Annotated in this window: 22 protein-coding genes; 15 read left to right on the forward strand and 7 right to left on the reverse strand. The window is 64.5% G+C overall.

Annotated features, from left to right (window positions below; genetic code table 11):
• Positions 1 to 6: 6 nt before the first annotated feature.
• The 3 genes from araA to E3O46_RS07465 form a co-directional block, all read right to left on the reverse strand.
• On the reverse strand, positions 7 to 1,527 hold the full coding sequence (gene araA / locus E3O46_RS07455) for an L-arabinose isomerase (RefSeq protein ID WP_134561443.1): 1,521 nt from the start codon (positions 1,525 to 1,527) through the stop codon (positions 7 to 9).
• Positions 1,524 to 3,164 carry a xylulokinase gene (locus tag E3O46_RS07460; protein ID WP_134446320.1) on the reverse strand — a complete coding sequence of 547 codons (1,641 nt, stop codon included), beginning with the start codon at positions 3,162 to 3,164 and terminating at the stop codon, positions 1,524 to 1,526. The genes araA and E3O46_RS07460 overlap by 4 nt, the downstream gene beginning before the upstream one ends.
• 83 nt (positions 3,165 to 3,247) lie before the next feature.
• On the reverse strand, positions 3,248 to 4,279 hold the full coding sequence (locus E3O46_RS07465) for a LacI family DNA-binding transcriptional regulator (protein ID WP_134446321.1): 1,032 nt from the start codon (positions 4,277 to 4,279) through the stop codon (positions 3,248 to 3,250).
• 135 nt (positions 4,280 to 4,414) lie between these two features.
• On the opposite strand from E3O46_RS07465, the gene E3O46_RS07470 reads away from it, so the two are divergent.
• The gene (locus E3O46_RS07470) at positions 4,415 to 5,260 is read left to right on the forward strand and encodes a sugar phosphate isomerase/epimerase family protein (protein ID WP_134446322.1); all 846 of its coding nucleotides are present in this window, start codon (positions 4,415 to 4,417) and stop codon (positions 5,258 to 5,260) included.
• Here the strand turns inward: E3O46_RS07470 and E3O46_RS07475 are convergent.
• Positions 5,233 to 6,117, reverse strand: a complete 885-nt coding sequence (locus E3O46_RS07475; RefSeq protein WP_134446323.1) for an AraC family transcriptional regulator — start codon at positions 6,115 to 6,117, stop codon at positions 5,233 to 5,235. The two genes, E3O46_RS07470 and E3O46_RS07475, sit on opposite strands and share 28 nt — an antisense overlap.
• Positions 6,118 to 6,282: 165 nt before the next feature.
• Here E3O46_RS07475 and bglB point away from each other — a divergent pair, with 165 nt between their 5' ends.
• The 8 genes from bglB to E3O46_RS07515 all read left to right on the forward strand — a co-directional run bounded on the left by bglB (position 6,283) and on the right by E3O46_RS07515 (position 14,292).
• A complete protein-coding gene (bglB, locus tag E3O46_RS07480; RefSeq protein WP_134560816.1) occupies positions 6,283 to 7,383 on the forward strand; it encodes a beta-galactosidase BglB in 1,101 nt (366 codons plus the stop codon).
• A 33-nt stretch (positions 7,384 to 7,416) separates the two neighbouring features.
• On the forward strand, positions 7,417 to 8,229 hold the full coding sequence (locus E3O46_RS07485; RefSeq protein WP_134446325.1) for a gluconate 5-dehydrogenase: 813 nt from the start codon (positions 7,417 to 7,419) through the stop codon (positions 8,227 to 8,229).
• A gap of 57 nt (positions 8,230 to 8,286) precedes the next feature.
• Positions 8,287 to 8,925 (forward strand): RpiB/LacA/LacB family sugar-phosphate isomerase, encoded by a 639-nt coding sequence (locus E3O46_RS07490; RefSeq protein WP_134446326.1) that lies wholly within the window; start codon positions 8,287 to 8,289, stop codon positions 8,923 to 8,925.
• A gap of 72 nt (positions 8,926 to 8,997) precedes the next feature.
• Positions 8,998 to 10,332, forward strand: a complete 1,335-nt coding sequence (locus E3O46_RS07495) for an MFS transporter (protein WP_134446327.1) — start codon at positions 8,998 to 9,000, stop codon at positions 10,330 to 10,332.
• Positions 10,333 to 10,549: 217 nt separating this feature from the next.
• Positions 10,550 to 11,386, forward strand: coding sequence for a DUF1684 domain-containing protein (locus E3O46_RS07500; protein ID WP_134446328.1), 837 nt, complete (start codon positions 10,550 to 10,552; stop codon positions 11,384 to 11,386).
• 95 nt (positions 11,387 to 11,481) lie between these two features.
• The gene (locus tag E3O46_RS07505; RefSeq protein ID WP_134446329.1) at positions 11,482 to 11,952 is read left to right on the forward strand and encodes a MarR family winged helix-turn-helix transcriptional regulator; all 471 of its coding nucleotides are present in this window, start codon (positions 11,482 to 11,484) and stop codon (positions 11,950 to 11,952) included.
• Between the two features lie 151 nt (positions 11,953 to 12,103).
• Entirely contained in the window at positions 12,104 to 12,577 is a 474-nt protein-coding gene (locus E3O46_RS07510; RefSeq protein ID WP_134446330.1) for a peroxiredoxin family protein, read from the forward strand.
• Between the two features lie 254 nt (positions 12,578 to 12,831).
• Positions 12,832 to 14,292, forward strand: coding sequence for a glycoside-pentoside-hexuronide (GPH):cation symporter (locus tag E3O46_RS07515; RefSeq protein ID WP_134446331.1), 1,461 nt, complete (start codon positions 12,832 to 12,834; stop codon positions 14,290 to 14,292).
• 88 nt (positions 14,293 to 14,380) lie between these two features.
• On the opposite strand, the gene nrdG is transcribed toward E3O46_RS07515, so the two are convergent.
• Both nrdG and nrdD read right to left on the reverse strand, forming a co-directional pair.
• The gene (gene nrdG / locus E3O46_RS07520; protein WP_134446332.1) at positions 14,381 to 14,983 is read right to left on the reverse strand and encodes an anaerobic ribonucleoside-triphosphate reductase activating protein; all 603 of its coding nucleotides are present in this window, start codon (positions 14,981 to 14,983) and stop codon (positions 14,381 to 14,383) included.
• Positions 14,976 to 17,159 (reverse strand): anaerobic ribonucleoside-triphosphate reductase, encoded by a 2,184-nt coding sequence (gene nrdD, locus E3O46_RS07525; RefSeq protein ID WP_241987362.1) that lies wholly within the window; start codon positions 17,157 to 17,159, stop codon positions 14,976 to 14,978. The genes nrdG and nrdD overlap by 8 nt, the downstream gene beginning before the upstream one ends.
• Positions 17,160 to 17,484: 325 nt before the next feature.
• Here nrdD and E3O46_RS07530 point away from each other — a divergent pair, with 325 nt between their 5' ends.
• From E3O46_RS07530 to E3O46_RS07550, 5 genes are all read left to right on the forward strand, one after another.
• Positions 17,485 to 17,988, forward strand: coding sequence for an anthrone oxygenase family protein (locus tag E3O46_RS07530; protein ID WP_198413380.1), 504 nt, complete (start codon positions 17,485 to 17,487; stop codon positions 17,986 to 17,988).
• A 282-nt stretch (positions 17,989 to 18,270) separates the two neighbouring features.
• Positions 18,271 to 18,765, forward strand: a complete 495-nt coding sequence (locus tag E3O46_RS07535; protein WP_134446333.1) for a hypothetical protein — start codon at positions 18,271 to 18,273, stop codon at positions 18,763 to 18,765.
• Entirely contained in the window at positions 18,765 to 19,778 is a 1,014-nt protein-coding gene (locus E3O46_RS07540) for an MAB_1171c family putative transporter (protein ID WP_134446334.1), read from the forward strand. The genes E3O46_RS07535 and E3O46_RS07540 overlap by 1 nt, the downstream gene beginning before the upstream one ends.
• A gap of 31 nt (positions 19,779 to 19,809) precedes the next feature.
• On the forward strand, positions 19,810 to 20,265 hold the full coding sequence (locus E3O46_RS07545; RefSeq protein ID WP_241975549.1) for a hypothetical protein: 456 nt from the start codon (positions 19,810 to 19,812) through the stop codon (positions 20,263 to 20,265).
• The gene (locus E3O46_RS07550) at positions 20,262 to 20,939 is read left to right on the forward strand and encodes a 5' nucleotidase, NT5C type (RefSeq protein WP_134446335.1); all 678 of its coding nucleotides are present in this window, start codon (positions 20,262 to 20,264) and stop codon (positions 20,937 to 20,939) included. The genes E3O46_RS07545 and E3O46_RS07550 overlap by 4 nt, the downstream gene beginning before the upstream one ends.
• Positions 20,940 to 21,029: 90 nt before the next feature.
• On the opposite strand, the gene E3O46_RS07555 is transcribed toward E3O46_RS07550, so the two are convergent.
• Positions 21,030 to 21,416, reverse strand: a complete 387-nt coding sequence (locus tag E3O46_RS07555) for a DUF1304 domain-containing protein (protein ID WP_134446336.1) — start codon at positions 21,414 to 21,416, stop codon at positions 21,030 to 21,032.
• A gap of 162 nt (positions 21,417 to 21,578) precedes the next feature.
• On the opposite strand from E3O46_RS07555, the gene E3O46_RS07560 reads away from it, so the two are divergent.
• On the forward strand, positions 21,579 to 22,562 hold the full coding sequence (locus E3O46_RS07560) for a GGDEF domain-containing protein (RefSeq protein WP_134446337.1): 984 nt from the start codon (positions 21,579 to 21,581) through the stop codon (positions 22,560 to 22,562).
• The last annotated feature ends 3 nt before the right edge of the window (positions 22,563 to 22,565 follow it).

The raw sequence follows: 22,565 nt of genomic DNA on the forward strand, positions 1-22,565 counted from the left end.
CTAGGTTCAGAGGCCCTGGGCCAGACGGTAGTACGCCGCGTTCCAGCGGATCCCCTGTTCGAAGCTCCGCAGGTCGGTCGTCTCGTCGATGACGAGAAGCTCCGTCTTCGCGATGTCAGCGAAGTCAGTGAAGGCCTCGAGGCCGACCGCGGTCGACATCACGGTGTGGTGCGCCGCACCGGCGGTGAGCCAGGCGGCCGCCGAGACAGCGAAGGACGGTGCGGGCTTCCAGACGGCGCGGCCGACCGGCAGCTTCGGCAGCGGCTCTGTGGGCTCGACAACTTCGATGACGTTGGCGACGAGGCGGAACCGGTCGCGCATGTCGCTCATCGCGACCACGACGGCGGGTCCAGGATCGGCCGTGAACACGAGGCGCACGGGGTCTTCCCGGCCGCCGATGCCGAGCGGGTGGATCTCGAGCGTCGGCTTCGCGGTCGTCAGGGCGGGGTTGACCTCGAGCATGTGGGCACCCAGGATGACTTCCGCTCCGGGGGTCAGATCGTAGGTGTAGTCCTCCATCAGGGAGGCGCCTCCGGGGAGCCCTGAGCCCATGACGTTGGCGGCGTGCACGAGGATGGCCGTCTTCCAGTCGCCTTCGGCGCCGAAGCCGTAGCCGTCGGCCATCAGGCGCTGCACGGCGAGGCCGGGGAGCTGGCGGAGGGCTCCGAGGTCTTCGAAGCTCGTGGTGAACGCACCGAATCCGCCGGCTTCGAGGAAGGACCGGAGTCCGATCTCGATCGCTGCGCCGTAGCGCAGCGACTCGTGACGCTCGGCGCCCGCCCGCAGCTCCGGAGCGACGTCGTAGAGTTCCTCGTACTCGGCGACGAGGGCGTCGATCTGGTCCTCCGTGGCCGCGGCGACGGCCTCCGCGAGTTCGTTGACGCCCCACGTGTTGACCTGAACGCCGAACCGCAACTCTGCCTCGGTCTTGTCACCCTCGGTGACCGCGACGTAACGCATGTTGTCGCCGAACCGGGCGAGTTTGAGGCTCTTGGTCGCAGCCCAGCCGGCGGCGGCACGGGTCCAGGTGCCGATCTGCGCGGTGACGGCGGGGCTCGTGGCGTGGCCGACGACGGTCTTCCTGGCGACGCCCAGGCGGGTCTGGATGTAACCGAACTCCCGGTCGCCGTGTGCGGCCTGGTTGAGATTCATGAAGTCCATGTCGATGTCCGCCCACGGCAGTTCGACGTTCGCCTGGGTGTGGAAGTGCAGCAGGGGCTTCTGGAGGGCGTCGAGCCCGGAGATCCACATCTTCGCGGGAGAGAACGTGTGCATCCACGCGATCAGGCCGATCACGTTGTCGGCGGCGTTCGCGTCGAGGATCGCGCGCTTGATCGACTCCGAATCCTTCAGCACCGGCTTCCACACGATCGTGACCGGAATGTCGGATGCTGCTGCTAGCGTGTCCGAGATGGCGCGCGACTGCTCCGCCACCTGACGGAGGGTCTCCTCGCCGTACAGGTTCTGGCTTCCGGTGAGGAACCAGACCTCGTAGGAGCGAAGGTCGGGAGTGATGCGGTTGCTCATAGGGTGCTTTCCTTCAGTGAGAGTGCTTCAATGGCGATGCGTTCGACGGCGAGGCCGTCGGAATAGCGCGCAAGGTAGGTCGTGAATCCGGCGACGTCTGTCGGATCGGGCTGGGCAGTGTCGAACGCGGTGTTCGCGAAGACCCGTTCGGCGAGGTAGTCGTCGAGGTGCTGGCCGTGCTCGGCGGCCCGCAGGTAGGACGCCAGTACTGCGATGCCCCAGGCGCCGCCTTCCGATGCCGTTTCGGTCACGGTGACGGGGGTGCCGAGCGCCCCGGCGAGGAATCGCTGGGCGACCCCTGCGGTGCGGAACATGCCGCCGTGGGCGAACATCTCCTCCATCACGACGCCCTCGTCGGCAAGGACGCGCATCCCGAGGCTGAGCGTGCCGAAGACCCCGTAAAGCTGGGCCCGCATGAAGTTCGCGAGCGTCAGTCGGCTGTCCGGCGTGCGCACGACGAGGGGTCTGCCCTCGCTGAGGCCGGCGATCGGCTCGCCCGCGAGGTGGTTGTAGGCCAACAGCCCACCGGCGTCCGCCTCGCCCTCGAGTGCTTCGCGGAACAGCGCGCCGAAGACCGCGTCGCTGGCGAGCGGCTGGCCGGCGACCGTGGCGAACCGGGCGAAGAGGCCGACCCAGGTCGCGAGTTCGCTCGCACCGTTGTTGCAGTGGACCATCGCGACGGGGTCCCCGGCGGGAGTCGTGACAACGTCGAGCTCGTGGTGCACATTCTCGAGCGGCCGTTCGAGCACGACCATGGCGAAGATGCTCGTGCCCGCACTGACATTGCCCGAGCGGGGGGCGACGGACCGGGTCGCGACCATTCCCGTTCCGGCATCACCCTCGGGCGGGCAGAGGGCCGCGCCGGGCTTGAGCGTGCCGGTCGGGTCGAGAAGCCGGGCACCCTGTTCTGTCAGGGCCCCTGCGGGCTGCCCCGCCACGAGCACCTCCGGCAGCAGGTCGACGAGGCGGGAACCGGGGGTGCCGGCCGCGGAGAGCCCGTCGTATCGCGCCAGGAGCTCAGTGTCGTAGGTCTTCGTGAGCGCATCGATCGGGAACATGCCCGAAGCGTCGCCGACTCCCAGGACTTTCCGACCCGTGAGCCGCCAGTGCACATAACCGGCAAGGGTGGTGAGAAAAGCGATCTCGGGGACGTGCGGTTCGTCGTCGAGGACCGCCTGACGGAGATGTGCAATGGACCAGCGCAGCGGGATGTTCACGCCGAACAGGTCGGTGAGTTCCGCGGCAGCAGGGCCGGTCGTCGTGTTCCGCCAGGTTCTGAAGGGTGCGAGGAGGTCGCCGGCCGCATCGAACGCGAGGTATCCGTGCATCATGGCCGAGACGCCGATCGCCGCGAAGCTGTCCGGGCGTACGCCGTAGCGTGATTCGGCATTGTCGATGAGGTCGGCGTAGGCCGCCTGCAAGCCAGACCACACGTTCTCGAGCGAATAGGTCCAGACCTGTCCGACGAACTCGTTGTCCCACTCGTGACTGCCGACCGCGATCACCTCGGACGGGTCGTCGCCGATCAGGCACGCCTTGATCCGGGTCGACCCCAGTTCGATCCCGAGCGAGAGGCGCCCAGCACGGAGGTCGTCTCGTGCGGAATCACCGGGGGAAACGGTACTCGATGTCGACACAAGACTCCTTTGACTTACGCATGTGATCGATCACATTGACGATCGTATGAAGTCTACGACATCGGCATCCCGTATGTCGACCGTCAGTATTCGGGTCGCGGCCGCTCCGGCGGGGCTCCGGTGGACGCCCGCTCGATGAGCTCAGGGCCGACGGCAGGACGCACGTCCGCTTCTCCGAGGAGAAGGGCCACGGCGCGCCGCCCGGCTTCGGCCAGGTCCTGCCGAACGGTCGTCAGCGCGGGCTGGTAGTACGCGGCCTCGGGAACGTCATCGAAGCCGACGATGCTGAGATCCCCCGGCACGGTCAACCCCAGGGAGACCGCGGCGCTCAGGGCGCCGAGCGCCATCTGGTCGTTACCGGAGAAAATGGCCGTCACGCCGTGTTCGATCAGCGCACGGGCGGCACGATGACCTGACGCGGCGCTCCAGTCGCCGATCTCCACGAATCGCGGATCCAGCTGGCGCGATCGAAGCTCCTCCTGGAAGCCGGTCAGGCGCTGTTGCGCGTCGAGCCACTCTGGCGGGCCGGCGATGTGGCCCACGCGCTGATGGCCGAGATCCAGGAGATGTGAGGTCGCCAGCCGGGCCCCCCGGATCTGGTCCAGCATCCCGCCGTGCAGCCCGCTCGCCGCTGCCGTCTGCAGCGTCACATACGGCACCGGGATCGTCAGGCCTTCGAGAGCGACGAGCACCTGGGTCTGCGGGGCCACCACGATCAGCCCCTCTGCCGAGAGGTCGGCCAGATGGCTGAGAGCGTCATCCACTGATCTCCGGTCGAGTCCGTCCGCGTTCGCGATCGTCACGCTGTAGCCGCGACTTCGCGCTGCCGCCCCGATGGCGGCGACGATGGTCGCAGGGCCGTACTCTCCACTCGAGGTCGACAGAATTCCGATCAGTCGTGATCGGCTCGAGGACAACGCGCGGGCGGCGGCGTTCGGCCGGTAGTTCAACTCCCGCATGGCATCGAGCACCTTCTGGCGCGTGGCCGCGCGGAGGCTCGGGTGATCATTCAGGACGCGGGAAACCGTCTGGTGCGACACTCCAGCGACCCGGGCCACATCGAACACGCTGGCGGCACGCGGTCTGGCCTCCTCGTTGTCTCGATCTGCGTCCATGGTCTGATTATCGCCGTGCGTGGGGGTCGCGCTGGTCACGGGGCCGCTATCCTCCGCCCGGATGACTAGGTCGGGGCCCGCCCGGGCAGAGGTGTACAGTTCGGCGAGTCGGCCACCGCGGTGAAAGGTTGGGACATGACGATCAATTTCGGCGCTCGCGGACACGACGTGACGTGGGCGTCAACGCCCGAGGAGCTGGCGCGTGGCCTGGCGGGATACGGGGTGCACAACGTGCAACTGGCCCTGGGCCGGTCCTTCCCCGAACTGAGCGGCGCCCGCGCCATCAACCCCGGCCTGGGCGCATACTTCCGCCGCGTGATGGCCGCCCAGGGCGTGGATATCGCCGTGCTCGGCTGCTACGACAACATCATTCATCCGGATGCCGATCGCCGGGAGGCGATCCTGCGGAAGTTCGAGGCCTACCTGCGCAACGCCCGGCATTTCGGTGCCCCGATGGTGGCGACCGAGACGGGGAGTGTCAATGCGGACGGTTTTGCCTATACCCGGGCGAACTTCACGGATGAGGCGTACCGGGAGGCCGCAACGGTGATTCGGCGGCTCGCGGAATTCGGCGAACGCGTGGGGACCATCGTCGCCATTGAGCCGGGCATCAACCACCCGATCTACAACCTCGATCGGGTCGAGCAGCTCCTCGACGACGTCGACTCACCCTTCCTCGGCATCGTGTTCGACGCCACGGCGCTGCTCGACCCGAACGAACCCGTCGACCTTGCGGCATTGACGAACGACGCCTTCGAACGGTTCGGGGGACGCATCGTCGCGGCCCACCTCGACGACTACCGCCTCTCGGACGGTCGCGTCGTCCGCTGCGACATCGACGACGGGGTCCTCCCGGTCGCCCGGATTCTGGCCACGATCGGCGCGCACGCTCCCGGTCTCGCCGTCATCATGGAGGAAACCGTCAACGACGCGATTGCCAGGACCGTGGATCGCTACACGGAATCGGGATTCTCGAAGTGAATGCCTTCGGGGTTGCGACTCCGGCGGATGAATTCCTTGGTCGTCATGCCGAACTCATCCTTGAAGCAGCGGAGGAAGTGCGTGTACGACGAGAACCCGGCGATCCGATAGACGTCCAGGGCGTTCCCGTGCGTGCTCAGGAGGTCCTTGCTGTGCAGTAGCCGCTTCTTCAGCGTGTACTGGTGGAAATTGAGTCCGGTGTTCGTCTTGAACTGGCGCGACAGATAGTACTTACTGATGAAGAACCTGCCCGCGACGGCATCGAGTGACAGATCCTCGTCCAGGTTGTCGGCGACGTAGCCCATGACCGCCGAGATGAGGGCTGACACGGGAAGGTCGTGGGGAACGACGGCGTTCTCGGAGCCGAAGACCGCCTTGTTGAGTTCGATCAGGAACTCGATCAGCCGGTTCTCCCGCACGAGGTCCGCGCCGAAGCCCTCCTGATCGGGCTCGTCCAGGCGAGAGATCTGTGCGCGCAACCAGTCGGCATCCACCCGGATGACCTGGCTGGTCGGGGTGCCGTCCTTGGCGAACAGGAGGTTGAGGTTGGTGCTCTCAGAGGAACGGCTCGTGAGGAATTCCTCGCGAATGTGGATGTACGCACGTTCGTAGTACTCGCTGGACTGCCTGACGATGTTGTGCAGGTCGTTCCTCCGCACGAAGGTCACGGTTCCCGGTTCCGTGGAGTACTCGGTTCCGCCGAGCCGGAAGACACCCGTGCCGCTCAGTACGCAATTGATTTCGTGGAAGTCGTGATAGTGCAGGTTTGCGTGCTCACGGACGGCATTGTCGACGTGGTAGAGCTCGAAATGCCCGGACACCATCGTGTTCACGATCACTGCGCGGCGAGGCTCCATAGGCGCCTCCTCTCCGTGAGCTCAGGCGACAGTCTGGCACGCAGCCTCCCCTGCAAGAAACGGCAGTTTTTGAGCAACGGTCGACAACGCGGGGCCTATATGGACGGATTCCTGGGTTGTAACGTTTCAAATACAAGGAATCAAAGAAGATTGTGAAGAGAAACCATGCATCTAGACACTGCCGTCAGCAGAGAGCAGATCGTTCAAAAGATCGATGCCATGATCTCCAACCTGACCACAATCAGGGACGAGTCAGGTAAGTTTTTACTCCATTTCAGTGATGTCGTCGTCGACGACAAGAGCTGGAATGTCTGGAATTGGCCCCAGGGTGTCGGTCTCTACGGGATCTACAAGAACTACCGGATCACCGGAAACCCCCTGGCAGCGGATGTCGTCCGCGAGTGGTTCGACACCGCGCTCGCCGCGGGCGCTCCGCCGAAAAACGTCAACACGATGGCACCGCTGCTCGCCATGGCCTGCCTGTATGAGGACACCAAGGACAGCAGGTACATCCCGTACCTCAACCAGTGGGCGCAATGGGCCATGCACGACATGCCGCGCACGCACGGTGGTGGCATGCAGCACATGACCTATGCCGGGCCGAACTCCCAGCAGCTCTGGGACGACACCTTGATGATGACGGTGCTGCCCCTCGCGAAGATCGGTCGCCTCCTGGACCGGCCGGAATACATCGAGGAAGCCAAGTACCAGTTCCTCATCCACGCCCAGTACCTCATGGACAAGAAGACGGGCCTCTGGTTCCACGGCTGGTCGTTCGAGCGCCGTGACAACTACGCAGACGCGCTCTGGGCTCGTGGCAACTGCTGGATCACCATCGCCATTCCGGAACTCATCGGCACCCTGGGACTCAAGCCCGGAGACCCGATCCGGGAGTGGTTGCTCGAAATTCTGAACAGCCAGGTCTCCGCACTCGCGGAGCTGCAGGACGAGTCCGGCATGTGGCACACGCTGCTCGATGACCCGACCTCCTACCTCGAGTCGTCCGCGACCGCCGGTATCGCCTACGGGCTGCTCAAAGCGGTGCATGAGCGTTACATCGACAAGAGTTATGCGGCCGTGGCAGAGAAGGCCGTCGCCGCACTGTACGACCGGATCACCGACGAGGGCGAAGTCCAGAACGTCTCGGTCGGAACCGGGATGGGTGACGACCTGGACTTCTACAAGAACATCGACCAGACGGCGATGCCGTACGGCCAATCGCTCACGGTGCTGTGCTTCGCCGAATATCTCGTCTCCTTCTGCTGAGACGACCATGCCTTCCACGAAAAGAGTAAGAAAATGACCGAAAAGTTTGACACGGAGAGCTTCTCCCTGAGCGGAAAAGTCGCCCTGATCACCGGCGCGAGCTACGGCATCGGGCTCGCAATCGCCTCGGCGTATGCCGCAGCCGGCGCCCGGATCGCCTTCAACGATCGCGACCAGGCTGCCGTGGACCGGGGGCTCGCCGCCTACAAGGAAGCCGGGATCGAGGCTCACGGATATGTCGCGGACGTCACAGACGAAGACGCGATCGTCGCGATGGTCAAGCAGATCGAGGACGAGGTCGGCACCATCGACATCCTCGTCAACAACGCCGGCATCATCAAGCGCGTCCCGATGCTCGAGATGAGCGTCGCCGACTTCCGCCAGGTGATCGACGTCGACCTGAACGGGCCGTTCATCGTCGCCAAGGCCGTGCTGCCGGGAATGATCAAGAGCGGCCACGGAAAGATCATCAACATGTGCTCGATGATGTCCGAGCTCGGCCGCGAAACCGTGTCGGCCTATGCCGCAGCCAAGGGTGGCCTGAAGATGCTCACCCGCAACATCTGCTCCGAATTCGCCGAGGCCAACATCCAGTGCAACGCCATCGGCCCTGGCTACATCGCGACGCCGCAGACGGCCCCGCTCCGTGAGCTCCAGGACGATGGCTCCCGGCATCCCTTCGACCAGTTCATCATCGCAAGGACCCCGGCCGCGCGCTGGGGAACCCCCAAGGACCTGATGGGGCCGGCCGTGTTCCTGGCCTCCGGCGCGAGCGACTTCGTCAACGGGCTGGTCCTCTATGTCGACGGCGGCATCCTCGCCTACATCGGCAAAACCCCTCAGTAACGCGGGACTGCCCGCACCATTTCGTGAGCACCATCAATGAAAAAGGTCGAAGAACCAATGAAGATTGCTTTGATAAACGAGAACTCCCAGGCTTCCAAGAACGCCGTCATCTACACGGCGCTCAAGGATGTGGCCGACGAGAAAGGCTACGAGTCCTTTAACTACGGGATGACCGGGAAAGAGGGCGAGAGCCAGCTGACCTACGTTCAGAACGGTCTCCTCGCCTCGATCCTGTTGGGCACAAAGGCCGTGGACTTCGTCGTCACCGGCTGCGGCACCGGCGTGGGGGCCATGCTCGCCTGTAACAGCTTCCCCGGCGTGGTCTGCGGCATCGCCATCGAACCGACGGATGCCTACCTCTTCTCCCAGATCAACGGAGGCAACGCGCTCTCCATCCCTTATGCGAAGGGCTTCGGCTGGGGAGCCGAGCTCAACCTCACGCTCATCTTCGAGCGCCTGTTCGCCGAGCCGATGGGTGGCGGGTACCCCAAGGAGCGGGTGGTCCCTGAGCAGCGCAATGCACGCATCCTCAACGAGGTGAAGGCGGTCGTGTACAAGCCCCTCATCCAGGTGCTCAAGGAAATCGATCAGGACTTCCTGAAGGAGACCATCGCCACCGAGAACTTCACGGAGTATTTCACCGCAAACGCCGAGCCGGGGGAGGTGCGGGACTACATCCTCGCGTCACTCGCCTGACCGGCGAACTGCACTCTGCACCACGAACGATCACACTAGAACCACTTATCAAGGAAGATCAAGGGTTTCGTCATGAGCGAAAACACGGCAACGTCACAGAGGACGCCGTCGAACGACAAACAGGTTTCATCCCGCAATCTCAAGCGCGCCGCCTTCAGTGGGTGGATCGGAAGCGCACTGGAGTACTACGACTTCACGTTGTACTCCCAGGCAGCAGCACTCGTTTTCCCGACGGTGTTCTTCCCCACCTCGAGCCCGGCCGTCGCCATCGTCGCCTCGCTGGCCACGTACGGCGTCGGCTATGTCGCGCGGCCCATCGGCGCCATCGTCCTGGGCAACCTGGCCGACCGCCACGGGCGGAAGCACGTCCTCGTCATCGCGATGATGATGATGGGCCTGGCCACGCTCCTCGTGGGCGTTCTGCCGACGTACTCCCAGGTCGGCATTCTCGCGCCGATCCTGCTGGTGGTGCTCCGGCTCGTCCAGGGCTTCGCCGTCGCCGGCGAGCTGGGCGCCTCGAACGCCCTCATCGTCGAGCACTCGCCCGACTCGAAGCGCGGCTTCTTCGCGAGCTTCAGCCTGCAGGGATCCCAGATCGGCAGCATCCTCGCCCTCGCGTTCATGCTTCCGCTGGCATCCGCGCTTCCCGCCGAGGCCTTCCAGACCTGGGGCTGGAGAATTCCGTTCCTGCTCAGCGCGGTCGTCATCCTCGCCGGCTACCTGATCCGCCGCAACATCGAAGAGCCGCCCGCCTACCTGAAGCAGTCCCAGGTCAAGGAGTTCAAGACCCCGGCGATCGAACTGTTCCGTCGCTACCCGCGCATGCTCCTCATCTGCGTGATCAGCACCCTCGCCAACGTGATCGGCACGGCGACCCTGGTCTTCGGTGTCACCTACGGAAAGCAGGAGAGTTACGGTGTCGGCTTCACGACGAGTGAGTTCCTCTGGATCATCCTCATCATCAACACGGTCTCGGCCCTGACGATCCCGCTGTTCGGGAAACTGTCCGACGTCTTCGGCAGGAAGGCGCTCATGATCACGGGAGCCCTCGGCGGTGGCCTCACCTCGATCCCGTTCCTCTTCGCGGTGCAGGAGAAGAATTTCGCCCTGGTGCTCATCCTCGGAGTGCTCGCCATGTCGATCTTCTTCCAGATGTGGAACGCCACCTTCGCTACGGCCTACCAGGAACAGTTCCCCACCCGGCTGCGCGTCACCGGCTTCGCCGTCTCGCAGAACGTCGGCCTGATGCTTGCCGCGTTCGCGCCGGCGATCTTCACCCTGATGGCTCCTCCCGGAACGAGCAACATCCCGATCGTGATCGGCATCACCACCCTGGTGGTCACCGTGATCGCAGCGGGCGCCACCCTGCTCCTCCGCAACGGAGCCGGCGAGAGCCTGGCTGAGTAACGGGCACGACAAAGCCCCCTGCCTCCCGTATTTGACCGGGAGGCAGGGGGTTTTGTCGTGAGCCGCCCCGGCACCCGCCCGGCCGGCCGAGAGCCGAGCGGACGGATGATGGCGGTTGCGAGAGCAGGGCGCAAGCGGGATGAACGCGTGTTGCGCACATGACCGTTCGTGTCGACATCCGCTCGTCCACGAGCACATCGAAACTAGCCTCAGGGACATGACGACAGACACGATTTCCCCGGCCATCGATCCCACAGGCTTCGTTTCGGACTGGGAGGACTGGCATGCGGCGCACGAGACCCAGCGCGCGGCCGCGGACGGTTTCCTGGCCATCACGGGCCTGCACTTCCTGACGACCGAACCGGAGCGCTTCGGAGACGCACCCGGCGCCTGGTCGGTCGACGAGGTCGGCCCGGTCGTTGAACTCGCCGCCGACGAACAGCTGAGCCTCGACGGCGTCGAGCTGACGGGTCGGCACTCCTTCGGCGCGATCGCTGAACGCGACGGCGTGAACGCGCGGGCCGGTGACGCGGTCATTGAGATCGCCCGGCGCGGCGGCGAGCTGATCGTGCGCCCGCGGCACCCGGACACCCAGTTCCGTGCTGCCTACTCCGGCACGCCGACGTACCTGCCGAACCCGGGCTGGCGCGTCGAGGCGCGCTTCCTGCCCTTCGATCCGCCGCGCGACGTCACGGTCGGTGCCGCAGTCGAAGGATTGCAGCATGTCTACTCCGCGCCCGGCGAACTGGAATTCGCCCACGATGGCGCGCCCTACCACCTGACTGCGTTCAGCGGCCACGCGCCGGGCTCCCTCCTGGTGGTCTTCACGGATGCGACGAGCGGCCTCACGACCTACGCCGCGAACCGGGCGCTGACGGTCGCCGCCCCTGACGCTGAGGGACGCACAACCCTCGACTTCACCCGCGCCGTCAACCTGCCCTGCGCGTACACCGACTACGCGACCTGCCCGCTTCCGCCCGCGGAAAACCGGATTCCATTCGCCGTCGAAGCCGGCGAGAAGATTCCCGTGGCCCGCGTGGCCGTCACCCTCTAGCCTCGCCGTCCCTGGCCGCCGCCGAATCGGTTCGGGGCATGCGGCAGGCTGCCGCACGTGTTGTGCACAAAGAGTTTGTGTGCAAAGGTTATGAGATGACCAGTCCTCTGAGTGAGATGCCGTGCTTCGCCCTGTACGCGGCCTCCCGCGCCGTGACCCAGGCGTACCGTGCCGTGCTGGCCGACGAGGACCTCACCTACCCCCAGTTCCTGGTGCTCGTCGTGCTGGCGTCCGAGGGCGAGTCCTCGGTGAGTGCGCTCGCGAGCGCCATGTTCCTCGACTCGGGCACCCTGTCCCCGCTCCTGCAGCGGCTCGAGGCGCGCCAGATCCTGACCCGGGAACGTCGGAAGGGTGACGAGCGCACGGTGATCGTGGCGCTGACCCCCGAGGGTCGGCTACTGCACGACCGGGTCACCTCAGTCGTACGCTGCCTGGATCCTGCCTACGGGATCACGACCGTCGAGGAACTGCGCGACCTGCTCGGGAGCCTGCACGGCATCACCTCGGGTATGTCCGCCCTCACCGACACCCTGCGCTCGTCGTCGCGAAGCGAGCTCACGCGCTAGCTGCGCTCGTCACCGAGCGGTCGTGCTACTTCTGGCCGGGCAGCCGCCATCCGCGACCCACCGTTCCGCCACCAACGTTCCGTCACCCACTGTCCCTTCACCCACTGTCCCGTCACCCAGCATCCGCGTACGACCCAACCGGAGGAATCACATGCCAATCGAAATCGGCTCCACCCTGAACTTGCAGCTTCGGGAGGCTGGCGGGGGAGACCTGAACCTCGCCGACTACCGAGGAACCTCGAATGTCTTCGTCTACTTCATGCGCGCACTGTCCTGCGCCCAGTGCAACGCAGCAGTTCGCACCCTCACCACGCAGCAGGATGAGCTGGCGGCAACGGGCGTTCAGGTCATCGTGGCTGTGCCGGAAGACGAGGCCTCGGCGACAGCGTGGAAGGCGAAGCGCGGTGTGCCGTTCCCAGTCGTGATCGGCAGGGACGGAACGGCACACGCCGAGGCGGGATTGCTCCGCAAGGTCTTCGGCGCCATCCAGCAGTCCGGCGGCGTTCTGCTCGACAAGGAGGGCACGGTCCGCTACTCCCACATATCGACCAATCCCGGCGCCAGCTACAACAAGGCCGACCTGGCTGCGGCGATCGCTGCGCTGACGGCGAGTACGTCCGCCTAGTACTTCTTGTTTGCGGGGGTCGTGGCCACGTGGTCACGGCCCCTTTTTTTCATGTCTCTGCGGACTCAATTTCAGAATGGTATTCCGTGGAACGGAATCAAACGGTCACAGTGAGCCTCGGCAGACCTGAAGAATGCTTGCGATTGGCTGAGAATTCCCACTAGTATGGCAGTGACTGATGGAAGTCTGTTCCGCCACGCGGACACTCCCCACAAATCAGCAATGACGCTCAGAGTGGAAAGAGGAAAGCGACCATGACCATCCAAGAGAACGCGGAGGTTGTCTCCGCCGAGGAGCCCACCCCGGCCATCTTCGGTTCCGAAGCCCGGCTCAATTCCAAGGAGAAGGTCGCCTACGGATTCGGCGACCTGGGCAACGGGTTCATGTTCGACCTCGGCCAGGCCTACCTGACCAAGTTCTGGATCGACACCGCGGGCATCGGCCCGGCAGTCGTCGCCCTGATCTTCGTGCTCGTCAAACTTTTCGACGCCGTGATGGACCCGCTCGCCGCGATCTTCATCGACAGCCGCAAGATCGGCAAGCGCGGCAAGTTCCGCCCGGTGATGATGGTTAGTGCGTTCCTCCTCGCGATCATGACCGTCGTCACCTTCACCATGCCCGACGTGGAAATGGGCTGGAAAATCGCTTTCGCCGCCGGGTCCTACGCGATCTGGGGCGGGGTCTACTCCTTCGTCAACGGCCCGTACGGTTCGCTCGCCTCCGTGATGACACGCAACATCAAGGAACGCGCCCAGCTGGCCACCTCTCGCCAGGCGGGTTCGCTCGGCGCCCAGTGGATCTGCGGATTCGCCTTCATCCCGATCATGATGATGCTCGGCGGAATGACCGCAGAGAACTACATGTGGGCCTCCCTCGCGATGGCACTCCTCGGCATGGTCTCATTCGTGCTCTGCTACCGGGGCACGAAAGAGAACGTCGTCATCAACCGGGCAGCCAGCTCGAGCAAGAACGGCATCAAGGACTACGCCAGGGCAGTTCTCACCAACCGCCCGCTGCTCGGACTCGTGTTGATGTCCCTCTTCACGATCTCGTCGATGAACGTCAACAACATGATGATGATCTTCTTCGCCCAGTACAACCTCGGCAACATCGCCCTCCAGGCCGTACTGAACCTCGTCATGATCGGTGCGTCCATCGTCGGCATCATGTTCATCCCGAAGCTCGTCATGCGCTTCGGTAAGAAGCGCACCGTGATGGGCAGCTTCATTATCGCGATCGTCGCCAACGGGCTGAACTTCATCATCCCGACCAACCTGTGGACGTTCATGATCCTCGTCACCATCGGCTACGCCGCACTGGCCATCCCGAACGGCATCACCTGGGCGTTCGTCTCCGACACGATCGACTACGGCGAATGGCACACCGGGGTGCGCAAGGAAGGCATGACCTATGCCGCCTTCAGCTTCTCCCGCAAGCTCGCCCAGTCCCTCGCCGCGGTCGTCGGTGCCGGCATGCTCGCCGTCACCGGATACGTGGCCAAGGCCACCAGCCAGTCTGGTGAGACCCTCGAAGGAATCAAGGCGGTCATGACGCTGTACCCGGCCCTCGCGCTGGCCATCGCCGCCATCATCATCTACTTCATCTACAACGTGTCCGACGACAAGTACCGCAGGATCGCCAACGACCTCGACGAGGGGCGTTGGGAGCACGGCATTATCGGCGAGAGCACGAACGCAACCCTCCGCAAGCAGTAACGGGGCCCTCGGGGCGTCCGCAGGCATCCGCCGGCGGGCGCCCTTCGGAGTTTCGGCAGTCGCGAAGAGGGTGCGGGACGACGGGTGACTAGATCAGCTGGCGCTTCTCGATCTGTTCGAAGGTGCTCGTCGCATCCCGGAGTCCACCCCACAGGACCACCTCTCCGGCGGTCAGGGACGCGGGGACGTCGATGATCCGCTGGTTGCTGCTGCCCCGGAACTGCAGTTTCAGGTCACGTTTCGCGAGCTCGAACCGACCGTCGACCAGAACGTCGATTCCGCGGAGCATGGCGAGCTTGTCCGGGCTCTCGAGCAACAGCTCCTCGAAGGTGTATCCGGTCCAGGACCACACGTCCTTCGACGAGCCGAACTCCCGGCGCACCCGGTCGATCAGCCCGAGGCAGACCCCGGTGTTGAGGAACGGTTCGCCGCCGAGCAGGGTCAGGCCCTGGACGTACTCCTGGCCGAGGTCGGCCAGGATCTGGTCTTCGAGCTCCTGGCTGTATTCCTGGCCGTAGCGGAAGCTCCAGGTGGCTTCGTTGAAACAGCCCTCGCAGGCGAACAGGCATCCGGACAGGTACAGGCTGCACCGCACGCCTTCGCCGTCAACGAAGACGAAGGGCTTGTAGTCCCCGACGTAGTGCTGGCTCAGCTTCTCAGACAGCCACTCGCCGGGCCGGGGGTTACGCATCCTCGGAGACCGGTGCTGGGGCATCCTCCCCGCTGATGCCGGTGGCGCCCGCCATGTGCTTGACCCGGGAGGTGATCTCCATATGCCGGCCGTGCACCATCGGACGGGCCTGCGGGTTGCCGAGGTAGCCGCACGTGCGCTTGACGACGTCGCAGGTCATCGGGTCGGCGTTGCCGCACTCGGGGCACTCGAAGCCGCGCTCCGTCGCGTCGAAGTCGCCCGAGAAGCCGCAGGCGTAACAACGATCGATCGGGGTGTTGGTTCCGAGGTAGCCGATCCGGTCGTAGGAGTAGTCCCAGACCGCCTCGAGTGCCTTGGGGTTCTGCTGCAGGATCGGGTATTCGCAGTAGTGGATGAACCCACCGGAGGCGAACTGGGGATAGACCGTCTCGAAGTCGAGCTTCTCGAACGGCGTCGGGCTCTTGCGAACGTCGTAGTGGAAGCTGTTGGTGCAATAGTCCTTGTCGGTGATGTTGGCGACCGAACCGAACTTCGCGGTGTCGAGCCGGCAGAACCGGTCGGTCAGGCTCTCGCTCGGGGTCGAATACACGCTGAACTGGTAGCCGTACTCATTGCTCCACTCCTGGGTGCGGTCGTGGAGCGTGCGGAGGATGTCGACGGTGAAGTCTTTCGCCTCGGGGTTCGATTCCCAGGCTCCGCCGTAGAAAGCCGCGGCCACCTCGTAGAGGCCGATGAAGCCGAGCGACACGGTGGCGCGCTTGTTCTTGAACAGGGTGTCGACGGACTGGCCGGCCTCCAGGTGCTGGCCGAAGGCGCCGTAGACATAGAGGATCGGTGCGTTCTCCGGGGTCGCTTCCTTGCAGCGCTCGATCCGGAAGAGCAGGGCGTCGCGGGCGATGCTCACACGTTCGGCGAGGATGCTCCAGAACTTGTCCTTATCGCCGGCGGCCTCGAGGGCGATCCGCGGCAGGTTGAGCGTCACGACTCCGAGGTTCATCCTGCCCTCTGAGACATCGTTGCCGTCTTCGTCCCTCCAGCCCTGGAGGAAGGACCTGCAGCCCATCGGCACCTTGAAACTGCCGGTGAGTTCCACGATCTTGTCGTAGTTCAGGATGTCGGGGTACATGCGCTTGGTGGAACACTCGAGCGCGAGCTGCTTGATGTCGTAGTTCGGGTCGGTCGGGTCGAGGTTGAGACCGCGCTTGACCGTGAAGATCAGCTTCGGGAAGATCGCGGTGCGCTTCTCGCGGCCCAGACCCTCGATGCGGATCTGCAGGATCGCCTTCTGGATCTCGCGTTCGAACCAGCTGGTGCCGAGGCCGAAGCCGAGCGAGGTGAACGGGGTCTGCCCGTTCGAGGTGAACAGGGTGTTGATCTCGTATTCGAGGCTCTGCATCGCGTCGTAGATGTCCTTGAGGGTCTTCTCCTCCGCGAACTGCTGGTGCTGGGACTCGTCCGCTATCCACGTCCGGGCGTCGGCGAGGTGCTTCTGGAGGTTCTTCTCCGCGTAGGGGGCGAGCACCTCGTCGATCCGGTTGCCCGAGCATCCGCCGTACTGGCTCGACGACACGTTCGCGATGATCTGCGAGATCTGCGCGGTGGCCGTCTGGATCGAGCGGGGCGGGTCGACGTCGGCGTTGCCGATCCGGAAACCGGTGCTGAGCATCGTCTTGAAGTCGATGAGGCAGCAGTTCGTCATCGGGGCATAGGGGTGATAGTCGAGGTCGTGGTAGTGCAGGTCGCCCTTCTGGTGGGCGTTGGCGACGTGCGGCGGCAGCATCTTCAGGCCGATCGCCTTGCCCACCGCGCCGGCGGTCAGGTCGCGCTGGGTGTTGAAGACATCGCTGTCCTTGTTGGCGTTCTCGTTGACGACCGTTTCGTCTTTGCTGATCAGTTTGATGATCGAGTGGTTGATATCGGTGGACTTGCTGCGCGCGAAGTCGCGCTGGATCCGGTAATTGATGTACGCCTCTGCGGCGTCGTATTCCTTGCTGTCCAGCAGGGCGTGTTCCACGATGTTCTGGACCTCGTAGATCTTGATGTCGACCGCGAAGCGCGAGGCTATCTCGCGATCGACACGAGCGACCAGGTCGCGGATGATCCGGTGCGTGAGCGGGGTCAGTTCGCCGTTCACTTCCGTGAAGCTCTTGGCCAGCGCGGCATAGATCCGGGCATCGTCGAAGGCGAGTCGTCGACCGTCGCGTTTTGCGACCATAAGCGTGCTGAGACTGCTGCCAGCCGTAAGCGTTCCTGTGCCGGGGGTTTCCATCTTCAACACGCGCTGCCGTCTCCTTGATTAATACTCCCCACGACAATCGAGCGGGACAGTAAGTCGGGCGAAAGACCATATCTAGTGGTTGGGGCGTGAGATTGATACTACCTGTTGTGGTCAGACCACAGGGGCATATTTTGCTCCGCGCCACGCGAATGGTGTCGGAATTGGCCAGATTCTGGATCGAAATCTGGATCGGAATCTGGATGAGCGGGCAGTGCGGTGCTTGACTGTCCGCCATGACGACACCTCACAATCGTAGCCACACGTGATTGCCGACATCGTGGCCGGGGTGGCGCTTCTCGGGGCCACGATCACGACCGGGTTGACGGCCGGCGTCTTCGCGCTGTACGCGCACACGATCATGCCCGGCCTGAAGACCGCGGACGACCGCACCTTTGTGGTCGCGTTCCAGTCGCTGGACCGTGGGATCATCAATCCCTGGTTCATGCTCGGCGCATTCTTCGGGTCCCTGGTGCTGGCCGGCGCCGCCGTGTTGAAGAATCTGGGACGTCCGGGCGCGCCCTGGATCATTGCCGCCTTTCTCCTTATCCTGAGTGACGTTGTGGTCACGATCGCGATTCACCTGCCCCTCAATAACGCGATCAAAGCGGCCGGGGTGCCCGATGGCATTCAGGATCTGGCTCAAGTGCGGAGGCAATTCAACGAGGCCAGATGGGCGACCTGGAATCGGGTGCGGACGGCGACGGCGACGGCAGCATTCGTCTCCCTGGCCTGGTCGCTGATCCTCTACGGCCAGGCAACGGCCTGATTCGGGTCAGCGCGCGGGTCAGCACGGTTCGGCAGGACGGGCCTGCGACGAGGCGGCTGCGCGGTGCGGAGGCCTGTGGGCAGCTCCGCACCACGCGCACGGCGACGCCCCACTGTCGCCCATGAATCCGCGTCGTGCCTGGTTCGAACATGCCGGTTACGGCGTTCCCCCCGGAACTGTAACCTAGACATGTCCAACCGAAGGCAAGCGTAGCAGACGTTAGACATGTCCAAAGTTACGTTCCAGAATCGGTCGAACGTGGCATCGACCGGGGGAAAGACTATGGATCACCAAGAACGCCAGAAGCGCGCGCACGAGCTTGTCGCGGCACTCGATCTGCCGCGGCCGCTCACGCCCGAGCGGCTCCACGCGCATATGGAGAGCGTCCGGAAAAAGCAGATTGTGATCCGTGAGGGCAGCGAAACGATGCTGCACGCTGGTGTCTGCGGACTCTGGATCGAGGTCGCCGGCGAAGCCTTCGAGCGCATCCACCATGCCCCGACGATCTCGGCGGTGCATCGGCAGCAGCTCATCAACCATGAATACGGCCATATGATCCTCAGCGACGACAAGGAATTGCTCTCGGCCGATCAAGTTGCGCGATTCGCGCCCCTGATCCCCTACGACGCCATCGTGCACGCACTTTTGCGAAGCAGTTTGACCGACGAGCTGGAAGCACTCGCCGAAGCGATCGGCGACCGGCTCGCCTTGACTATGCTGAGTGACCGCGCGGAGGCCCGGGACGGTGCCCGGACCGGATTCGGGCGGGTGCTGTAATGGCCTCCCTCATCGCTGGTGGCGTGAGCGCGCTCCTCTGGCTGGCCACCCTGTTCTGCCTCCCATCCGTCGTGCGGGGCCGTCGGCGCCTGCTGTTCTCGTTTCTTGCGGTGTTCGCGCTGACGATGTCGCTGCAGACCGATCTTGTCTTCGACGTGCTCGATGCCGCTCTCGGCGGCGTGAACGTGACGTATTACCTTTTCCACGTCACTGCGGTCATCGCTGTAGCGCTTCTCAACGAACTCGTGCGGGCCGCATCGTCGGTGCAACCCGGTGGGTGGCGGATCAAACCGATCTCTGCGATCTTCCCGGGGGTGGTCATTCTCATTCAGTCAGTGTTGTTCTTCGGGGCCGATTGGCGACTGATGCCGGACATCCGCTTTCTTGATCGGTGGGACTACACGGCGTATGCGGCGACCACTTGGGTAGCCCTGGCGTATTTCTCGGTCACGGTGGCGGCAGCATGTCTCTCGGACCGGCGAAGGCAGCGACGACGACTGACCCGGGTCTCACTCGGCTTCGTCGTTGTCGGCTGCGCCGGTGTGATCGTGTACGCCGTCGTCAGCCTCCTCAATGCGGTCATGGCGAACGTCAGCCACAATGCTGACTTCGCGACCGGGACTGGCGGCGTCTACTATGCGGCGCTATTGATCGCGCCCTCGTGCCTGGCCGTTGGATTCGGCCTCACGGCGGCGGTTGACGGCGTCATGCGAGTCCAACGGGAAGTCCAGGTTCGCGTACTCCTGGTGCGGCTCGCACCTCTCTGGGAGCGGCTGTTATCCGAGTCGCCTGAACTCAGCCTCGACGTTCCTGAAACGAAGATCCACTTGGTTCTGACCCGCGGCGCCGCTGCGCGACTCTACCGTCGCTATGTCGAGGTCCGTGATTGCCTCCTGCTGTATCCTCAGGAAATATCGCAGTCGGACCAGGCGCTGTTGGCTACGGCGGAGCACCTCGCTTCCCCGGCTGGTCCTCGAGTGTTGCCCATTGTGACTGTGGAGGGTCAGCCGTGATGCGACGAGACGTAGCAGGGGCGGCGCGCCGATGAAGAGGGGAACGCCTGACGTGAACGGCAAGACTCCCCCGACCGCCCAGCGTCTCAGTGCGCAAATGGAACTGGCGAGGAAGCTCAACCTCTTGCTCGACGTCGTCGTCGCCGAGGGGAATACCCCGTATACCTACCGCGAGATAGCCGAGGGCCTGCGGGACAGGTCGCTTTCCCTCTCCCGAGCCCGGTGGGCATATATGATCGCGGGGACCGGCCCGCTCGTGACCGACGAGAAACTCCTGACCGGAATTGCCGAATTCTTCCGGATCCCACCGGCCTACCTCCTGGGTTCCGACGACGATATCCCCGTCCGCGTGGACGCCCAACTCGCCTTTGTCAAGAGGCTCCGCGCACAACGCGTCGTGAATTTCGCCGCGAGGACTCTGGGCGATGTCTCCCCGGAAACTCTGCGCACCATCACCCAACTTCTGGAAGAGGACACACTCGAATGATTCCGAACGCACTTGTGGCTCCCGCCGATCTGACTGCAGCGCTTGATCGGTTCCGGGCCGCGCACGGCCGCGCCCCGCGTCTCGGGGTTGACCTTGATGCGACGACCGCTGACACGGTCGGTGGTCTCCGAACCTGGATGGGGGAGAAGCTCTCGATCCCCCTGGCTGAACGGTCCACGCGATTCCCCGACCTCGACCAGTACGCCATGTGGATCGGCGACGACGCGTGGTTCGTCGATATGCCGGACTTCCTCAGTCATTTTGGTCATGCCGAACGCCACGGCTTCTACCTGGGCCTCGCCGTGTTCGACGAGGCTCTCGTGACGCTTCTCGCCCTTGAGGCTGCCGGATGCGAGCTTGTCGCCGTCACGGCCAGGAGCGACGAGTTCAACTCCGATACGCGGGAGTGGATCGCGTCGAACGGACTGCCCCTGGCCACGGTCGTGCATTCGGGCTTCGACAAGCACGCGCTCGAGGGGATCGACCTGTTCGTCGACGACGCCCCGCCCGTCGTGACCGGTCTGCTGAAGGCCGGACGTAGCGTTGTCGTTTTCGACCAGAGTTATAACCGTGCGATTCCGGAGCACGACCGCGGAACCCGGGCGACCGGCTGGGGCGCACCCATGCTCGCGGCCGTGACCCGCCTGCTGACCGCGCAGGCCGCGGTCGACTAGCATCCATCCGGCCCGGCCGATCGGTACCGGCGCCGGAGGTCGGCGTGCGCGCCGAGCGTGGTCGCCACGCGGGAGGCGGTGTTCGTGGGCTCAGCTGAGGCTGGCCAGGACGAGGGCGAGGGCGGCGGGGAAGAACTGGAGTGCGGCCGCGCGTCGGTAGGAGGGTCCCGTTGAAGCGAGGACGACGCCGGCAACCGACATGCAGGCGGTTCCGAAGATGACGGCCGTCTTGCCCGCGGTGAACGCGGAACCGGACTGCGCGAGCAGCACGACGCCGACGAGCACCCCGACCGCGAGGGCGAGGTTGTAGAAGCCCTGGTTGTACGCCATCGTGCGGATCGTCGCCGCTTCGTCCCTGGATGCGATCCCGAACCGCCCGTAGACAGAGGGGCGCATCCAGAGCACGCTCTCGAAGAGGAAGAAGACCACGTGCAGGAGTGCGGCGATGGTGGCGACGATTTGGGCGGCGATGAGCATGGGTTCCTCCGGAATATTGTGAACCAATCGGTACGGAATCCATCTTGCCGTATCCGGGGCTCGGGCGCGACCACAGCAAACGACGGCCACCGGGGCGCTGAACAGACGGCAAACAGCGCCAGTTTTGACGTCCACGAGCCGTCGACGCCGTCATGATCAATCATGCGATCACTTTTCGACTCCTGGACCGGCCCCCATGCGGGTGATCGTGTGGTCTGCCTCACCGACCTCGCCACGGATGCGCAGCTCGTCTCCGCGAGCACCCCGGTGTCCGAGATCGACAGGATCTTCCGGTCCGAACGGCAGCTTCGATCCGTCGTCGTCCAGGAGGGTGAGCTCTTCTCTCTGCTCTCCCGCGATCAGGTCGAGTACACCCTGACCGGTCGGCTGGGTTACGGCCGCGGGCTGCACAGCAGGTCGACAGCGGCCCAGCTCGTTCCGGAGCGGTCGCTTGCACTCGACGGGGGCATGAACCTCGCCCAGGCGGCTCAACGCATCCTGGCCCTGCCCGAAGACGTCCGCTACCGCGACGTGCTCGTGCTCACCGACAACGGCCCGAGGGTCGTGTCGGTGTCCCAGATCTTTCAGCAGCTCTCCGCCGACTTCCGTTACGCCGCCCTGCACGATTCCCTGACCGGGCTGCCCAATCGCCGCCAGCTCGAGGAACGCGCGGGTGCGATCCTCGAGGGCAACGGGGACGTCGCCGGCGTGGCCGCGCTGTACATCGACCTTGACGGTTTCAAGGCCGTCAATGACAGTTATGGCCACCGGGTGGGCGACCAGGTGCTCGTCGGCTTCGCCGCTCGCCTGCGGGAGCATTCTCGTCCCGAAGACATCCTCGGTCGCCTGGGCGGGGATGAATTCGTCGTGCTCCTCGACAGCGTCACGAAGGCCCAGGCCGCTTCGTTCGCTGAACGCATCCAATTGAGTGCAGCCAGTCCCTTCGTGTGCGAGGGGCGGCGCCTGCGCGTCTCCGCGACGATCGGGATCGCGATGGCGGAGGACACGGGGGAGTCCAGCGATCTGACCCGCCTCGAGGTGCTCCTCAGGAATGCCGACGACGCCATGCGGGCACAGAAACAGGCGGGCACCCGGCCGGCGAGGTCAGCCATTCGCGGTGGTCCGGCCTCGCCGAAGAGGTCCTGACCG

The sequence above is a fragment of the Cryobacterium glucosi genome (assembly GCF_004402235.1).
Classification (GTDB): domain Bacteria; phylum Actinomycetota; class Actinomycetes; order Actinomycetales; family Microbacteriaceae; genus Cryobacterium; species Cryobacterium glucosi.

Bases quoted from the DNA above. Each gene is read 5' to 3' on its own strand.
- araA (WP_134561443.1), bottom strand. From the start codon at position 1,527: ATGAGCAACCGCATCACTCCCGACCTTCGCTCCTACGAGGTCTGGTTC.
- E3O46_RS07500 (WP_134446328.1), top strand. From the start codon at position 10,550: ATGACGACAGACACGATTTCCCCGGCCATCGATCCCACAGGCTTCGTT.
- E3O46_RS07485 (WP_134446325.1), top strand. From the start codon at position 7,417: ATGACCGAAAAGTTTGACACGGAGAGCTTCTCCCTGAGCGGAAAAGTC.
- E3O46_RS07540 (WP_134446334.1), top strand. From the start codon at position 18,765: ATGGCCTCCCTCATCGCTGGTGGCGTGAGCGCGCTCCTCTGGCTGGCC.
- E3O46_RS07505 (WP_134446329.1), top strand. From the start codon at position 11,482: ATGACCAGTCCTCTGAGTGAGATGCCGTGCTTCGCCCTGTACGCGGCC.
- E3O46_RS07555 (WP_134446336.1), bottom strand. From the start codon at position 21,416: ATGCTCATCGCCGCCCAAATCGTCGCCACCATCGCCGCACTCCTGCAC.
- E3O46_RS07495 (WP_134446327.1), top strand. From the start codon at position 8,998: ATGAGCGAAAACACGGCAACGTCACAGAGGACGCCGTCGAACGACAAA.
- E3O46_RS07515 (WP_134446331.1), top strand. From the start codon at position 12,832: ATGACCATCCAAGAGAACGCGGAGGTTGTCTCCGCCGAGGAGCCCACC.
- E3O46_RS07470 (WP_134446322.1), top strand. From the start codon at position 4,415: ATGACGATCAATTTCGGCGCTCGCGGACACGACGTGACGTGGGCGTCA.
- E3O46_RS07545 (WP_241975549.1), top strand. From the start codon at position 19,810: ATGAAGAGGGGAACGCCTGACGTGAACGGCAAGACTCCCCCGACCGCC.
- nrdG (WP_134446332.1), bottom strand. From the start codon at position 14,983: ATGCGTAACCCCCGGCCCGGCGAGTGGCTGTCTGAGAAGCTGAGCCAG.
- E3O46_RS07560 (WP_134446337.1), top strand. From the start codon at position 21,579: ATGCGATCACTTTTCGACTCCTGGACCGGCCCCCATGCGGGTGATCGT.
- nrdD (WP_241987362.1), bottom strand. From the start codon at position 17,159: ATGGTCGCAAAACGCGACGGTCGACGACTCGCCTTCGACGATGCCCGG.
- E3O46_RS07535 (WP_134446333.1), top strand. From the start codon at position 18,271: ATGGATCACCAAGAACGCCAGAAGCGCGCGCACGAGCTTGTCGCGGCA.
- E3O46_RS07550 (WP_134446335.1), top strand. From the start codon at position 20,262: ATGATTCCGAACGCACTTGTGGCTCCCGCCGATCTGACTGCAGCGCTT.
- bglB (WP_134560816.1), top strand. From the start codon at position 6,283: ATGCATCTAGACACTGCCGTCAGCAGAGAGCAGATCGTTCAAAAGATC.
- E3O46_RS07490 (WP_134446326.1), top strand. From the start codon at position 8,287: ATGAAGATTGCTTTGATAAACGAGAACTCCCAGGCTTCCAAGAACGCC.
- E3O46_RS07510 (WP_134446330.1), top strand. From the start codon at position 12,104: ATGCCAATCGAAATCGGCTCCACCCTGAACTTGCAGCTTCGGGAGGCT.
- E3O46_RS07465 (WP_134446321.1), bottom strand. From the start codon at position 4,279: ATGGACGCAGATCGAGACAACGAGGAGGCCAGACCGCGTGCCGCCAGC.
- E3O46_RS07475 (WP_134446323.1), bottom strand. From the start codon at position 6,117: ATGGAGCCTCGCCGCGCAGTGATCGTGAACACGATGGTGTCCGGGCAT.